The organism is Mesorhizobium sp. PAMC28654 (genome assembly GCF_020616515.1).
Taxonomy (GTDB): Bacteria; Pseudomonadota; Alphaproteobacteria; order Rhizobiales; family Rhizobiaceae; genus Mesorhizobium.
In genome coordinates, this window is record NZ_CP085135.1 from 2,023,675 (window position 1) to 2,038,422 (window position 14,748).

The following is a 14,748-nucleotide window of genomic DNA, read 5'->3' on the forward strand; positions in this document are numbered from 1 at the left end:
AAATAATCTTGCTACAAAAGCGGGAAAAACGATGCCGAAAGTCGGAATGGAGCCATTGCGCCGCAAGGCGCTGATCGACGCGACGATCTCGGCGATCGGCGAGCGCGGCTCGCTGGACGTGACCATGTCGGATATCGCCGGACGCGCTGGCGTATCCTCGGCGCTGGCCCATCATTATTTCGGCGCCAAGGATGAGCTGTTGCTGGCAACGATGCGGCACATCCTGGCCGAACTGACGACCGACACGTTGCGCGCCCTTGGTTCGACCAGCACGCCGCGCGAGCGCGTCTCGGCGGTCGTCGCCGTGAATTTCTCCGATCTCCAGTTCCAGCCGGAGACGATCGCCGCGTGGCTCGCCTTCTATGTCGAAGCGCAGAAATCGTCAGCGTTGCGCCGGCTGCTCCGCGTCTATGCGCGGCGCCTGCATTCCAACCTGATGAGCGGGCTGACCGGCATCCTGCCCAGAAGCGAAGCCGACCGCGTCGCTGAGGCGACAGCCGCCCTGATCGACGGCCTCTACATCAGGCGTGCGCTGAAGGACGGCGTGCCCGATGCCGCGACCGCGATCGCACTGGTCGAGGACTATCTCGAAACGAAACTCAACCGGCGGCAGGCACAGTGACGACCAAACGACCCAACATCCTGATCGTCATGGTCGATCAGCTCAATGGCACGCTGTTTCCGGACGGGCCAGCTGACTTCCTGCATGCACCGCATCTGAAGGCGCTTGCCGCACGCTCGGCGCGCTTTGCAAACAACTACACGGCCTCGCCTCTCTGCGCGCCCGGCCGCGCCTCGTTCATGAGTGGCCAGTTACCGTCGCGTACCGAGGTCTATGACAATGCCGCCGAATTCGCTTCGTCGATCCCGACCTACGCTCACCATCTGCGCTCCGACGGCTATCACACCTGCCTGTCGGGCAAGATGCATTTCGTTGGCCCCGACCAGTTGCACGGTTTCGAGGAGAGGCTGACCACCGACATCTACCCGGCCGATTTCGGCTGGACGCCAGACTATCGCAAGCCCGGCGAACGGATCGACTGGTGGTATCACAATCTGGGTTCGGTGACCGGCGCCGGCGTCGCCGAGATTTCCAACCAGATGGAATATGATGACGAAGTCGCCTTCCATGCGGTGCAGAAACTCTATGATTTCGCCCGCGTGTCCGACGACGCCTCGCATCGTCCCTGGTGCCTGACGGTTTCCTTCACCCATCCGCACGACCCCTATGTCGCCCGTCGGCAATATTGGGATTTGTACGAAGACTGCCCGGCACTTGAGCCGGAGGTCGGCTTCATCCCCTACGACAGCCAGGACCCGCATTCGCAGCGGCTTTATCGCGCCAGCGACTATGACAGCTTCGACATCACCCCGGAGCAGGTCCGCCGCTCACGGCAAGGCTATTTCGCCAACATCTCCTATGTCGACGACAAGGTCGGCGACCTGGTGTCGGTGCTTGAGCGTACGCGCATGCTCGATGACACCATCATCCTGTTCTGCTCGGATCATGGCGACATGCTCGGCGAACGCGGTCTGTGGTTCAAGATGTGCTTCTTCGAGGGTTCAGCACGCGTTCCGCTGATGATCGCGGGGAAAGGCATTCCCGCTGGGCTGATCAATGCGCCGGCGTCGAATCTCGACGTGACGCCGACGCTTTGCGATCTCGCCGGCATCGACATGAGCGCGATCATGCCATGGACCGATGGCCAGTCGTTGCTGCCGCAACTGCATGGCCGGAAACGCACCGCGCCGGTGCTGATGGAGTACGCAGCCGAAGGGTCCAACGCCCCGCTGGTGGCCATCCGCGACGGCCGCTACAAATTCATCCATTGCGAGATCGATCCGCCGCAACTGTTTGATCTTGAATCCGATCCCAGGGAACTCACCAATCTCGCTGCTGAACCGGCGCATGCCGCGCTGGTGGCGGCGTTCCTCGACAAGGTGAGGTCGCGCTGGGACATGGCCGCCTTCGATGCCGCCGTGCGCGCCAGCCAGGCGCGCCGCTGGGTTGTTTATCCGGCACTGCGCAACGGCACCCACTACCCCTGGGAGTTCCAGCCGCTGCAGAAGGCGTCGGAACGCTACATGCGCAATCACATGGATCTCAACGTGCTCGAAGAGCAAAAACGCTTTCCGCGAGGCGAATAAATGGCCGAAGTTCTTGTCCCCTCCCTCGATCATCTCAAGCAGGCCTATGCCGTCACCTCCAAGGCGACGCAGATCACGCCACTGCTGGAATCGACCGCACTTGCCAGAGAGACCGGGGCAGCCCGTGTCTTCATCAAGCCGGAATCCCTGCAATGGGCGGGGTCGTTCAAGATCCGCGGCGCCTATTGGCGTCTGAAGCGGCTTTCGGCCGACGAAGCGAAGAAGGGCGTGGTCGCCTATTCGTCCGGCAATTTCGCGCAAGGGTTGGCCGCCGCCGGCCAGGCACTCGGCATTCCCGTCACCATCGTCATGCCGATCGATGCACCGGTCGCCAAGCGCGACGCCACGGCCGGCTATGGCGCACGCGTCGTGCTGACCGATCATGGTGACCGCGCACGTGAGGAAGTCGCCGCCGCGAAGGCGCGCGAAATTTCCGAGACCGAAGGCCTGGCGCTGCTGCACCCTTTCGATGATCCGGAAATCGTCGCCGGCCAGGCCGGCGCCGGGCTGGAAGCGCTTGAGCAACTGGACGCCAAGGATGCCAGCGCCGATCTGTTGTTCTGCTCGGTCGGTGGCGGTGGATTGATCGGCGGTGTTTCGCTCGCCTTCCACTATCTGTCGCCACGCACACAGATCATCGGCGTCGAGCCGGAAGGCTTCAACGGGATGGGCTCATCATTGGCGCATGGCGCCATTGAAACCATGCCGATCGGACCGCGGTCGATCTGCGACGGGCTAATGGCGCGCAAGCCTGGCGACGCACCGTTCGCGGCGGTCAAGACCGCCGGCGTTCGCGGCATCACCGTCGACGACGATTCAGTGCGCCGCGCGATGCGCATCGCCTTCGAGCGGATGAAGCTGGTGTTCGAGCCTTCGGGCGCGGCGTCACTGGCGGCTCTTCTCGGCGGCAAGGTGGATGTGGCGGGTAAAACCGTGCTCGTGGTGGCAACTGGCGGCAACGTTTCGCTCGCCGATTTTATGGCGCATATGAACCATGCTTGAAGCGGATTTTGTCATCATCGGCTCCGGCTCGGCCGGCTCGGCCATGGCCTATCGCCTGTCGGAAGACGGCAAGCATTCGGTCATCGTCATCGAGTTCGGCGGCACCGATATCGGCCCGCTGATCCAGATGCCGTCGGCGCTGTCGATCCCGCTCAACATGAGCCTCTACGACTGGGGCTTTGCCAGCGAGCCGGAGCCGCATCTTGGCGGGCGCGTGCTGGCAACGCCGCGCGGCAAGGTCATCGGCGGCTCATCCTCGATCAATGGCATGGTCTATGTGCGCGGTCACGCCCGCGACTTCGACCATTGGGCCGAAGAAGGTGCGGCCGGCTGGGGCTTCGCCGACGTGCTCCCCTATTTCAAGCGCATGGAAGACTCGGACGGCGGCGAGGACGGATGGCGCGGCCATGGCGGCCCGCTGCATGTGCAGCGCGGACCGCGACGCAATCCGCTCTATGGAGCCTTCGTCGAGGCTGGCCGCCAAGCCGGGTTCGAACTGACCGACGACTACAACGGCTCCAAGCAGGAAGGCTTTGGGCCGATGGAGCAGACCATCCGCGGCGGTCGCCGCTGGTCGGCGGCATCAGCCTATCTGAAGCCGGCCCTGAAGCGAAAGAACGTGAGTCTGGTCAAGGGCTTCGCCCGGCGAGTGATCATAGAGAATCAACGCGCCATCGGCGTCGAGATCGAAGCGCACAAACAGATTCAGGTCATCAAGGCGAGACGCGAAGTGATCGTCGCCGCGTCGTCGATCAATTCGCCCAAAATCCTCATGCTTTCCGGCATCGGCCCGGCCGACCATCTCATGGAAAACGGCATTGCCGTGGTGGCCGACCGGCCCGGCGTCGGCCGCAACCTGCAGGACCATATGGAGCTTTATATCCAGCAGGAATCGACCCAGCCGATCACGCTGAATTCGGTGCTGAATCCTTTTTCCAAGGCACTGATCGGGGCACAATGGCTGTTCTTCAAGACCGGGCTCGGCGCGACAAACCATTTCGAAGCGGCGGCCTTCGTGCGCTCGCGCGCCGGCGTCGATTACCCCGATATCCAGTACCACTTCATCCCGGCGGCTGTGCGCTATGATGGCAAGGCAGCGGCGAAGTCGCATGGCTTCCAGGCGCATGTCGGGCCGATGCGGTCGGAGTCGCGGGGATCGGTGACGCTGCGCTCGCCGGACCCGAGATCAAGCCCAGTGATCCGTTTCAACTACATGTCGCATCCAGATGACTGGACGGAGTTCCGCCACTGCATCCGGCTGACCCGCGAGATTTTTGGCCAGTCGGCATTCGACGCCTATCGCGGCCAGGAAATCTCGCCGGGCTCTCACGTGCAGTCGGACGAGGATCTCGATGTCTTCATCCGCGATCATGCCGAAAGCGCCTACCATCCTTGCGGCACCTGCAAGATGGGCCGCGCCGACGATGCGATGAGTGTCGTCGATCCAGAATGCAGGGTCATCGGTGTCGAAGGGTTGCGGGTCGCCGATTCCTCGATCTTCCCGCGTGTCACCAACGGCAATCTCAACGCGCCGTCGATCATGACCGGCGAGAAGGCCTCCGATCATATTCTTGGCCGCACGCCGCTGCCGCCGTCCAACCAGGAACCTTGGATCAATCCGCGCTGGCAGGCGTCGGACAGATAGGGGTACTTTATGCACCTCCGGAATCGTGCTTTCCGAAAATCGATTCCGATTTTCGGGCCGATGCGATAGAGCATGATCCACCCGATAGATTGAGCCGCCCGCCTGGGCGATAGACGACTTGGAGGAACCATGCGCGCCCAGCCGACGGCATCGCACTATATCAACGGACGCTACATCGACGATGAGCGCGGTGCGCCACTGCCGGTCATCTATCCGGCGACTGGCGAGACCATCGCGATGCTGCGTTCGGCGACGCCGAATGTTCTGGAACTCGCCATCGAAGCCGCACGTGCCGCACAGCCCGCCTGGGCACGGCTGAAGCCGGTCGAGCGTGGACGCATCCTGCGCCGTGCCGCCGACATTCTGCGCGCCCGCAACGCCGACCTTGCCCGCATCGAGACGCTCGATACCGGCAAGGCGATCCAGGAAACGCTGGTGGCTGACGCCCCGTCGGCAGCGGATTGCCTCGAATATTTCGGCGGCGTGATTGCCGCCTACAATGGCGAAGCGATAGATCTCGGCGGACCCTTTGCCTATACGCGGCGCGAGGCGCTCGGCGTCTGTGTCGGCATCGGCGCCTGGAACTATCCGATCCAGATCGCCGGCTGGAAATCCGCGCCTGCACTCGCCATGGGCAATGCCATGGTGTTCAAGCCGTCTGAGAACACGCCGCTATCCGCCCTGGCGCTGGCTGAAATATACACAGAGGCCGGCCTGCCCGATGGATTGTTCAACGTCGTGCAAGGCTATGGCGATGTTGGCGCAGGGCTGGTTGGCCACGATGTCGTCGCCAAGGTCTCGGTGACAGGCTCCGTGCCGACCGGCCGCAAGGTGCTGTCGCTCGCCGGCTCGAAGATGAAGCATGCCACGATGGAGCTCGGCGGCAAGTCGCCGCTGATCGTCTTCGACGATGCCGACATCGAAAATGCCATTGGCGGCGCCATGCTCGGCAATTTCTATTCGACCGGGCAAATCTGCTCCAACGGCACACGCGTCTTCGTGCAGAGCGGTATTCACGACCGCTTCGTCGACCGCCTGATCGAGCGGACGAAGAAGATCCGCATCGGCGATCCGCTCGATCCCGAAACGCAGATGGGCCCGCTGGTCTCGAAGGCACAGCACGAAAAGGTCGTCGGCTATATCGAGGTCGGCAAGCAGGACGGCGCTACACTCGCCTGCGGCGGCAATGTGCCGTCGCTGCAAGGTTTTGACGGCGGCTTCTTCGTCGAACCGACGGTCTTCACCGGTGTTACCGACAATATGCGCATCGCCCGCGAAGAGATTTTCGGTCCGGTGATGAGCGTGCTGAAATTCGACGGAGAGGACGAGGTGATCGACCGCGCCAACGACACCGAGTTCGGCCTCGCGGCGGGCGTCTTCACCCGCGATCTGCCCCGCGCTCACCGTGTGATCGCCGAGTTGCAGGCCGGCACCTGCTGGATCAACGCCTACAATCTTACGCCGGTGGAAGTTCCCTTCGGCGGTTTCAAGCAGTCCGGTATCGGCCGCGAGAATTCACTAGCGGCACTGGCGCTCTATTCGCAGCTGAAATCGGTCTATGTCGAGACCGGGGACGTCGCAAGCCCTTACTGATCCCGGCCTACGACGTCTTGTCCGCCGTTCCATCCAGATACTGGGTCAGGGCGCAGACCAGATGGTAGAAGATGCTGGCCGGCACGTCGCCTGCCAGCGAGCGGCCACGTTCGTCGATGCGGTCAATCCACAGGCCGAGCGGCGCCGGGTCGATGTGCCAGCGGAACAGGCGCCCGACGCGCGCCTCGATCTCGGGCTTCAGGTCCGGACCGCCCGAACCGTCCAGCGCGATAGCGGCCTTGATCGCTTCCGCCTGCGGCCAACTGCGCGACACCCGGTCGAGCGGCAGGCCCTGCCGCGAGACGGCGCCATAGGCGAGGCCAGTGGCGCGGTTGAGGCCATTGGCGATCGCCGAAGCATAGAGCTTTCTAGCAAAGCCCGTCAGCTCGGTCTGGCCACTGCGCGCGGCGAAATCAACCAGCAACGAGGCCCATTCGAAATGATGGCCGGGCTCGGTCCAAGAGCCCTTCTCGCTCTTGGCCGGTTTCCATTCTCCATCGAAAAACTCACCCAGCGTCCAGCTTTCCGGATCGAAGAAATGACTGCGGAACAGGTCGATGATCCGCGCCGCGCGGCGCAGATAGGCGCGGTCGCCGGTCGCCTGATACCAGGCGAGAAAGGCTTCGAGCAGATGCATATGCGGGTTGGAGCGCCGTTCGCCCTCGCCGTCCGACGTTTCGAGAAAGCCGGTCATGCGGCTGTCCTCGAGATGAGCATCGAGGAAGACGAAGGTTTCCTCGCCAAGCCGCAGCGCATCGGGATTGCCGCACATATGTGCGTGCGCCAGCGCCAGAAGCACACAGGAATGATCGTAGGCATCCTCGGCGGCATCGGCGACCGAGCCGTCGACATTCAGCGTACGTACCCAGCCGCCCTTGTCGGTGCGGCCATTGCCGGCCATGAACGCGATGCCGTGGCTGATCAGGCGGTCGGCTGGACCATCCCAGCCACGCGCCTTGGCTACGGCGAAGGCATAGACCTGCCTCGCCATGGTGCGCATGCGCTTTGGCTTCATCAACGGTATGCCGTCAAATCCCAGTGCCTCGTGGAAGCCGCCATGACGCTCGTCAACGCCCACCGTCGACCAGAGAGGCAAGGTCTCCTGGAACAACCAGTGATGCACGCGCCGTCGCCAGGCGCCGCTTTCGATGACGCGGTCATGGGCAGGCGTGAATCGGGTTTCCAGCCGGCCGCTCTTCTCGAGCTGTTCGACGATCTTCTTGACATGCTGGCTGTGGCTGACCGGAGCAACAAAGGTCGCGTCAACGGTTGACACAATCGCAACGCCCTTCAGACCGATCGCCGACAGCAGGCGGCCATCGCTGCGAATGTAGGAGTTCTCGCAATCGATGGCGACGACGTCACCGACAATGACATTGCCCTGGCTGTCGGACGGGCCGACATCGAGCAACGACTGCCAGGAGCCGAGATCGTTCCAGCGGAATCCTGCCGGCACCATGGCAATGTGCTTTGCGTGCTCCATGATCGCATAGTCGATCGAGGTCGACGGAATGGCGGCATAGAGCTCGAGCGGCATGTAGAGGCCGGAAAGATCGGTCGTAGCGGCTTGGTAGGCCGCCTCGGTGGCATTCCATATCTCTGGCTGGAACGCCAGGAAGGCATCGCGCATGGCACTGGCGCGAAACAGGAAGATACCGGTGTTCCAGAAGAAGTTCCCGGCGGCCAGATAGCTCTGCGCTGTGGCGAGATCAGGCTTTTCGACGAAACGCGATACATCGCAGATGCCGTCCTTCTCGCCGGTAACCTCGATATAGCCATAGCCGGTTTCGGGCTGGCTGGGCTTGATGCCGAACACCACAAGCCTGCCCGCGCGTGCCGCCGCACAGCCTGCCTCGACGCTGTGCCAGAATTGTCGTGCCGTCGCGATCTCATGATCTGACGGCACGACCAGCACGAGATTGTCGCCGAATTCCGACAAGGTGCGAAGCGTCGCCAGCGCCACCGCTGCCGCCGTGTTGCGGCCGGTGGGCTCGAACAGCGGGCCGCCGCCGGACAGGTCAAGGCCGGCAAGGTCGGCATGGACGCGATCCGCGTGGCGCTCCGAGGCAATCAGGAAGATCGGCGTTTCGCCAGCCGGTCTCTGCGTCAGCCGGCGCAGGGTCTTGGCCAGCATCGAACCGTCGCCCGAAAAATCATGGAACTGCTTGGGATTGTCCTCGCGCGACAGCGGCCAAAGCCGCGAGCCAACGCCACCGCTCATGACAAAACTGACGATACGTTCGGTCATGAGCTTCCCGTTCAAAAGGTCTGGTTGTAGGCGCCGACTTCAGGGCTGCGGCGCAAGACGGCATCGACGCCCTCGAACATCTGGCGGCGACGGTCCGACGATACCGGGCTCTCCACCACGACGACAAGCTCCGGCTTGTTCGACGATGCGCGGACCAAGCCCCAGGTGCCGTCCTCGGCAACGACGCGCACGCCGTTGACCGTGATCAGTTCAACGATCTTCTGGCCGGCAAAGATGTCGCCGGCTTGTTGCATTGCCTGAAAATCCGACACCACCCGCTCGACCACACCGTATTTCAGCGCATCATCGCAATGCGGCGACATGGTTGGCGTGCCGAAGGTCAGCGGCAGCGCGCGATAGAGATCGGCCATCGAACTGCGGGGATTGCGGTCCAGCATCTGGCAGATGGCGATGGCTGTGACCAGACCATCATCATAGCCGCGCCCAATCGGCGGGTTGAAGAAGAAGTGGCCGGATTTCTCGAAGCCCGCGACCGCACCGAGTTCGGCGACACGGCGCTTGATGTAGGAATGTCCGGTCTTCCAGTAGTCGGTGACCGCGCCATTGGCCTGCAACACGCTATCGGTCTTGAACAGACCGGTCGACTTGACGTCGACAACGAAGGTCGAACCGGGATGCAGCCGTGAAATATCACGCGCGAGCATGACACCGACCTTGTCGGCGAATATCTCGTTGCCTTCATTGTCGACGACGCCGCAGCGGTCGCCATCGCCGTCAAAGCCAAGCCCGAGATCGGCGCCTGTTTCCAGCACCTTGTCACGGATCGCGTGCAGCATCCGCATGTCCTCGGGATTGGGATTGTAGCGCGGGAAGGTGTGATCCAGCTCGACATCGAGCGGAATCACTTCACAGCCGATCCGCTCCAACGCTTCCGGGGCAAAGGCGCCAGCGGTGCCGTTGCCGCACGCGGCGACCACTTTGAGCTTTCTCGAAATGCGCTTGTCCCCCACTAGGTCGTCAAGATAGGTCGCACGGAAACCGGGGACGAAATCGTAGGAGCCGCCGCCGGTCAGGTCGAAGTCGCCTGAAAGGACGATTTGCTTCAGCGCGCTCATCTCCTCCGGACCGAAGGTCAAGGGACGTGTAGCGCCCATCTTGACGCCGGTCCAACCGTTCTCGTTGTGCGAGGCGGTGACCATGGCGACCGACGGCGTATCGAGCGCGAACTGGGCGAAATAGGCCATGGGCGACAGGGCGAGACCAATATCCCTCACCCTGGCGCCGGCGGCCATCAGCCCGGACACCAGCGCCAGCTTGATGGAAAGCGAATAGGAACGGAAATCATGCCCGGTAACGATATCCGGCCCGGCGCCAAGGCGCCGGATCAGCGTGCCGAGCCCCATGCCCAGCGCCTGGACGCCGATCAGGTTGAGTTCAGGCGGCACCTCGGAGCCCGGATGGCCGAACCACCAGCGCGCGTCATATTCGCGAAATCCCGACGGCCTTACCAGCGCGGATGTCTCAAATTCAAAGGTGTTGGGCCGGGCTTCGCCAACGATCGTCAAGGGCAAGACAACAAAACTCCAAGCGGTTGGAATCACAGCGTTTCGAGGCAGCGACGATCGACTGCTTACCACACAAGCCTTTAACCCGCGTTTATCCTGTGCGAAACCCCCAGTCCGCAGGCAATGTGAGATGAAAGCGCGGGAAATGCGACAGAAGTGCTGCCATTGCCGCTTGCAGGAACGAAGGACGACAGCTATAAGCCCGCGGTCTGGTCACGGAGTGTAGCGCAGCCTGGTAGCGCACCTCGTTCGGGACGAGGGGGTCGCAGGTTCAAATCCTGCCACTCCGACCAGAAAAACAAAGACTTAGCGGTTCCCGAAAACTGCCGCCCACAGCCCCAACTAAAACGCGCCAGTTTCAAGAAACCTGCTAGGGGTGGCGTTATTATATAATTTGCCACTACGCTTTTGCTGCTCTCCGCATGCCGATGCGATGAGCCGTGAGCGCACCCTTTGACGAAATGGTGCAAGCTATGGTTCGACGGTATGATCACCGCCGAAATGAGAGCACCGAGCGAGGTTGCGGAGATGAAGTTGATTTCGACGGCACGCCTCGCCCCCATTCCTGTGCTTGCCCTGTGTCTTGTCGCGGGCTGCTCATCGATCGCAGGATCAGCCAATCCCGCGAAATACGATGAGATGACGTGCGTGGAGCTCAACAATGCGCTGGGGAGCACCGCCAGCGAAATCTCGCAGACCGCAATCAGCCGCGGCAAGGTCGCGAACACCAGTGTTCCACGTTGGTTGCTGGGCGGCTCGCGCGTGAAAACCGCGGTCGCTGACCGTGAAACGGCCAGGATCGACCGGCTGAAGCAGCAGCAGGATGCCATCGTCGCGGCAAGGGCGCGCAAGTGCCCGAGATCAACGGGCTGAGCGAACAGAGCCCGCCTTGGCGATGCCTTTCAGGCGCTCAGCCGAAACCGCGTGACATCGATGGCTGCATTCATCAGCGTCTGCGTATAGGGCGCCTGCGGGTTGCTGAAGATCGCCTCGGTCGGCCCCTCCTCGACGATCTTGCCCTGCTTCATGACAATGATGTAATCGGCCATGGCGCGCACGACCGAGAGATCGTGGCTGATGAACAGGTAGGATAGTTCGTGGTCGGCCTGCAACTTGCGCAGCAGTTCGACGATCTGCTTCTGCACCGAGCGGTCGAGCGCCGAGGTCGGCTCGTCCAGCACCACCAGCTTCGGTTTCAGGATCATGGCCCGGGCGATGGCGATGCGCTGCCGTTGCCCGCCAGAGAATTCATGCGGATAGCGGTTGCGGGCGTTGGGATCGAGGCCGACTTCGCGCAAGGCCTCGACCGCGCGTTGATCACGCTGCTTGCCCGAAAGGCTTGGCTCATGCACCAGCAGTCCTTCGGTGATAACCTGGCCGACGGTCATGCGCGGCGACAATGAGCCGAACGGATCCTGGAAGACGAGCTGCATTTCGCGTCGCAGCGGCCGCATGGCCTGTCGGTCGGCCGTGGAAATGTCGCGATCGCCGAAGCGGATCAGGCCGTCGCTCGGCAACAGCCGAAGCAAGGCGTGGCCAAGCGTCGATTTGCCCGATCCGGACTCGCCGACAATGCCGATGGTCTGGTTGCGTTGCAGCCGGATCGAGATGTGATCGACGGCACGCAGCATCAGCGGCTCGCCGGCGAGGAAACCGCCGCCGATCCTGAATGTCACTTCGACATTCTTGCCTTCGAGCAGCACCGGGGCATTGGCGGGCGGCGGCGCCTTGGTCCCCGTCGGCTCCGCCGCCAGCAGCATTTTCGTATAGGCATGCCGCGGATTGACGAAGATGGCTTCCGCCTCGCCTTCCTCGACGACCTCGCCCTGGCGCATGACATAAACCCTGTCAGCGAAGCGACGGACAATGCCGAGATCGTGCGTGATGAAGACGATGGCCATGCCGAGCTTGCGCTGCAGTTCGGCCAGAAGCATGAGGATCTGCGCCTGGATGGTCACGTCGAGCGCGGTCGTAGGCTCGTCGGCGATCAGGATGTCGGGGTCGTTGGCAAGGGCCATGGCGATCATCACGCGCTGGCGCTGGCCGCCCGACATCTCGTGCGGATAAGACTTCATCCTGCGCTCGGGGTCGGGAATGTGCACCAGCCGCAGCAGCTTGAGCGCCTCTTCCCTCGCCTGCGCCACGCCAAGACCTCGATGACGGCGGATCGGCTCGATCAGCTGGTTGCCGATCGAATAGAGCGGATCAAGCGACGTCATCGGCTCCTGGAAGATCATGCTGATCTTGGCGCCACGGACCTTGTTCAGTTCGGACTTGCTCAGCTTCAGAAGATTGCGGCCGCGATAGTCAACACTGCCGGTCGCCTCGCCGTTGGACGCCAGCAGGCTCATCGCCGCCATCATCGTCTGGCTCTTGCCGGAACCGGATTCGCCGACCACGGCGACCGTTTCCCCCGCATTGACGTGGATGTTGATGCCCTTCACCGCTTCAACCGCGCCATCGAGGGTACGGAAGCGGACGCGAAGGTCCTTGACGCTGAGGATCGTTTCGGGAGCAGCCATATCAACGATCCCCATCTTATCGATCTCTTGGGTCGAGTGCGTCGCGCAGGCCGTCGCCAACGAAATTCAGGGCGAACAGCGTCGAAACGAGGAAGAAGGCGGGAAACAGAAGCAGCCAGTTGGCGGTGCCGATGTTCTTGGCGCCAACCGAGATCAGCACGCCCCAGCTGGTCATAGGCTCCTGGATACCGAGCCCAAGGAACGACAGGAAGCTCTCCAGGATGATGACCTGCGGCACCAGCAGCGTCATGTAGATCACCACGGGGCCAAGCAGGTTGGGAATGACGTGGCGCAAGAGAATGCCGCGCCGGCCGACGCCCATGGCTTCCGCCGCCTGGACATATTCCTGCCGCCGGATCGACAGCGCCTGCCCGCGCACGATGCGCGCCATGTCGAGCCACAGTACGGCGCCGACAGCCAGGAACATCAGCACGAAGTTGCGGCCGAAGAACACCACCAGCATAATGACGAAGAAGATGAATGGCAGCGAATAGAGCACGTCGACGATGCGCATCATCACCTCGTCGACCTTGCCGCCCGAAAAACCCGCCGCGGCGCCATAGACAACGCCGATCACCACCGCCACGACGCCGGCGAGTAGGCCGATGGCCAATGATATGCGCCCGGCCACCAGCGTGCGCGACAGGAGATCTCGGCCCGTGTTGTCGGTACCGAACAGGAAATACTGCTGCTTGACCGACGTGCTCATGACCATCTCGAGCCCGTCCGGTGACTTGTTCTCGATTTTCGTGTCGTAAAAGGCATCGGAACGGTCGAGGTAACGGATGTTGCGGTCATCGATCGGCTTGGTCGAGGTGACGGTGACGGTGACGCGCTCGCGGTCCTGCTTCCACTCCTTGATGTCGACCCGCATGCGCTTGATCGCGTCAGTAAGTGCTGTCTCGATCATGTCGGGCTTCGGATAGGCCGTAAGGCTTGGCGGTGTGCGCACATAGTCGGCGTAGATGGTCGTGTATTGGTGCGGCACGAAGTACGGCCCGAACACGCTGACAATTGCGATCAGCGCGAGATAGTAGAGGCTGAACATGGCAGCGCGGTTGGCTTTGAGACGCGCCCAGGCGTCGCCCCACAAGGACCGTCCAACGACTGGTGCGGTGACAGCGATGTCAGTCATAACGCACCCTCGGATCGATGACCGCATACATGACGTCGACGATCAGGTTGAAGACGATGGTGAAGAGAGCGATCACCACCACCGTTCCCATCACCAGCGTGTAGTCACGATTGAGTGCGGCATCGACGAAATAGCGGCCAACGCCGGGAATGGAGAAAATCGTCTCCACGATGACCGAACCGGTGAGCAAGGCAGCCGCCGCCGGGCCGGTGAAGGAAACGATCGGCAGGATGGCGCCGCGAAGCGCGTGCTTGACCACCACGGACCAGTCGGAAAGGCCGAGCGCGCGAGCCGTGCGGATATGATGTGATCGCAGCGATTCGATCATCGAGCCACGCATCAGCCTGGCGACAATGGCGATCTGCGGCAGGGCGAGCGTCAGTGCCGGGCCGACCTTGTTGATGAAAGCGCCATCGCCCCATCCGCCGATCGGCAGCAGCTTCCAGGTCAATCCGAACAGAAGCTGGATCACTGGAGCGATGACGAAAGTGGGGATGGTGCTGCCGGCGGTCGCCAGCGCAATCACCGCGTAGTCGCCGGGCTTGTTCTGGTTGAGCGCGGCAATGGTGCCGAGCAGGGTCCCAAGCAGAAGTGCAAGGATCAGCGCCGAGGCGCCAAGCTGGATCGAAATGGGCAGGCCCTTGGCGAACAGCTCGGTAACCGTGAAATCCGGCATATTGTAGCTTGGGCCGAAATTGCCGCGCAGCAGATTGCCGAGATAATGGACATATTGCAGCCAGAGCGGATCGTTAAGGCCGAACTGGGCTTCGAGATTGGCCTTGATCTCCGGGCTCAGTCCCCGCTCCTGGTTGAACGGGCCGCCTGGCGCGACACGCATCAGGAAGAACGCCATGGTGACGATGACAAACAGCGTCGGAATGGCGGTCAGAAGCCGCCGGAATATGTAACGCAGCATAGGTGCCCCGCTT

11 protein-coding genes and 1 tRNA gene are annotated in these 14,748 nt (G+C 62.4%); 7 read left to right on the forward strand and 5 right to left on the reverse strand.

Annotation, left to right across the window (positions count from 1 at the left end; translation table 11 throughout):
• Positions 1 to 31: 31 nt before the first annotated feature.
• The 5 genes from betI to betB all read left to right on the forward strand — a co-directional run bounded on the left by betI (position 32) and on the right by betB (position 6,388).
• On the forward strand, positions 32 to 622 hold the full coding sequence (betI, locus tag LGH82_RS10305) for a choline-responsive transcriptional repressor BetI (protein ID WP_227348387.1): 591 nt from the start codon (positions 32 to 34) through the stop codon (positions 620 to 622).
• Positions 619 to 2,148, forward strand: a complete 1,530-nt coding sequence (gene betC, locus LGH82_RS10310; protein ID WP_227348388.1) for a choline-sulfatase — start codon at positions 619 to 621, stop codon at positions 2,146 to 2,148. The genes betI and betC overlap by 4 nt, the downstream gene beginning before the upstream one ends.
• Entirely contained in the window at positions 2,149 to 3,150 is a 1,002-nt protein-coding gene (locus LGH82_RS10315; RefSeq protein WP_227348389.1) for a threonine/serine dehydratase, read from the forward strand.
• The gene (betA, locus tag LGH82_RS10320; protein ID WP_227348390.1) at positions 3,143 to 4,795 is read left to right on the forward strand and encodes a choline dehydrogenase; all 1,653 of its coding nucleotides are present in this window, start codon (positions 3,143 to 3,145) and stop codon (positions 4,793 to 4,795) included. Before LGH82_RS10315 ends, betA begins: the two co-directional genes overlap by 8 nt.
• Positions 4,796 to 4,924: 129 nt before the next feature.
• Positions 4,925 to 6,388 carry a betaine-aldehyde dehydrogenase gene (gene betB / locus LGH82_RS10325; protein ID WP_227348391.1) on the forward strand — a complete coding sequence of 488 codons (1,464 nt, stop codon included), beginning with the start codon at positions 4,925 to 4,927 and terminating at the stop codon, positions 6,386 to 6,388.
• A 7-nt stretch (positions 6,389 to 6,395) separates the two neighbouring features.
• Here betB and LGH82_RS10330 read toward each other — a convergent pair whose 3' ends face one another.
• Together LGH82_RS10330 and LGH82_RS10335 are read right to left on the reverse strand one after the other, a co-directional pair.
• Positions 6,396 to 8,636: an AGE family epimerase/isomerase gene (locus LGH82_RS10330; protein WP_227348392.1), complete on the reverse strand. Its 2,241-nt coding sequence runs from the start codon at positions 8,634 to 8,636 to the stop codon at positions 6,396 to 6,398.
• A gap of 11 nt (positions 8,637 to 8,647) precedes the next feature.
• Positions 8,648 to 10,168, reverse strand: a complete 1,521-nt coding sequence (locus LGH82_RS10335; protein WP_227348393.1) for a phosphomannomutase/phosphoglucomutase — start codon at positions 10,166 to 10,168, stop codon at positions 8,648 to 8,650.
• Positions 10,169 to 10,378: 210 nt separating this feature from the next.
• Between LGH82_RS10335 and LGH82_RS10340 the strand changes: the two genes are divergently transcribed.
• A tRNA-Pro gene (locus LGH82_RS10340) sits at positions 10,379 to 10,455 on the forward strand.
• Between the two features lie 235 nt (positions 10,456 to 10,690).
• On the forward strand, positions 10,691 to 11,035 hold the full coding sequence (locus LGH82_RS10345; protein ID WP_227349545.1) for a hypothetical protein: 345 nt from the start codon (positions 10,691 to 10,693) through the stop codon (positions 11,033 to 11,035).
• 29 nt (positions 11,036 to 11,064) lie between these two features.
• Here LGH82_RS10345 and LGH82_RS10350 read toward each other — a convergent pair whose 3' ends face one another.
• Genes LGH82_RS10350 through LGH82_RS10360 form a run of 3 tightly spaced genes read right to left on the reverse strand, consistent with a single transcriptional unit; the run spans position 11,065 to position 14,735 of the window.
• Positions 11,065 to 12,684 carry an ABC transporter ATP-binding protein gene (locus LGH82_RS10350; RefSeq protein WP_227348394.1) on the reverse strand — a complete coding sequence of 540 codons (1,620 nt, stop codon included), beginning with the start codon at positions 12,682 to 12,684 and terminating at the stop codon, positions 11,065 to 11,067.
• Positions 12,685 to 12,700: 16 nt separating this feature from the next.
• Positions 12,701 to 13,819 (reverse strand): ABC transporter permease, encoded by a 1,119-nt coding sequence (locus LGH82_RS10355; protein WP_227348395.1) that lies wholly within the window; start codon positions 13,817 to 13,819, stop codon positions 12,701 to 12,703.
• Entirely contained in the window at positions 13,812 to 14,735 is a 924-nt protein-coding gene (locus LGH82_RS10360) for an ABC transporter permease subunit (RefSeq protein WP_227348396.1), read from the reverse strand. Before LGH82_RS10360 ends, LGH82_RS10355 begins: the two co-directional genes overlap by 8 nt.
• Positions 14,736 to 14,748 lie beyond the last annotated feature (13 nt).

Coding starts and splice junctions, on each gene's coding strand:
- betI (WP_227348387.1), top strand. CDS start 32: ATGCCGAAAGTCGGAATGGAGCCATTGCGCCGCAAGGCGCTGATCGAC.
- LGH82_RS10315 (WP_227348389.1), top strand. CDS start 2,149: ATGGCCGAAGTTCTTGTCCCCTCCCTCGATCATCTCAAGCAGGCCTAT.
- betA (WP_227348390.1), top strand. CDS start 3,143: ATGCTTGAAGCGGATTTTGTCATCATCGGCTCCGGCTCGGCCGGCTCG.
- betB (WP_227348391.1), top strand. CDS start 4,925: ATGCGCGCCCAGCCGACGGCATCGCACTATATCAACGGACGCTACATC.
- LGH82_RS10330 (WP_227348392.1), bottom strand. CDS start 8,636: ATGACCGAACGTATCGTCAGTTTTGTCATGAGCGGTGGCGTTGGCTCG.
- LGH82_RS10345 (WP_227349545.1), top strand. CDS start 10,691: ATGAAGTTGATTTCGACGGCACGCCTCGCCCCCATTCCTGTGCTTGCC.
- LGH82_RS10350 (WP_227348394.1), bottom strand. CDS start 12,684: ATGGCTGCTCCCGAAACGATCCTCAGCGTCAAGGACCTTCGCGTCCGC.
- LGH82_RS10355 (WP_227348395.1), bottom strand. CDS start 13,819: ATGACTGACATCGCTGTCACCGCACCAGTCGTTGGACGGTCCTTGTGG.
- LGH82_RS10360 (WP_227348396.1), bottom strand. CDS start 14,735: ATGCTGCGTTACATATTCCGGCGGCTTCTGACCGCCATTCCGACGCTG.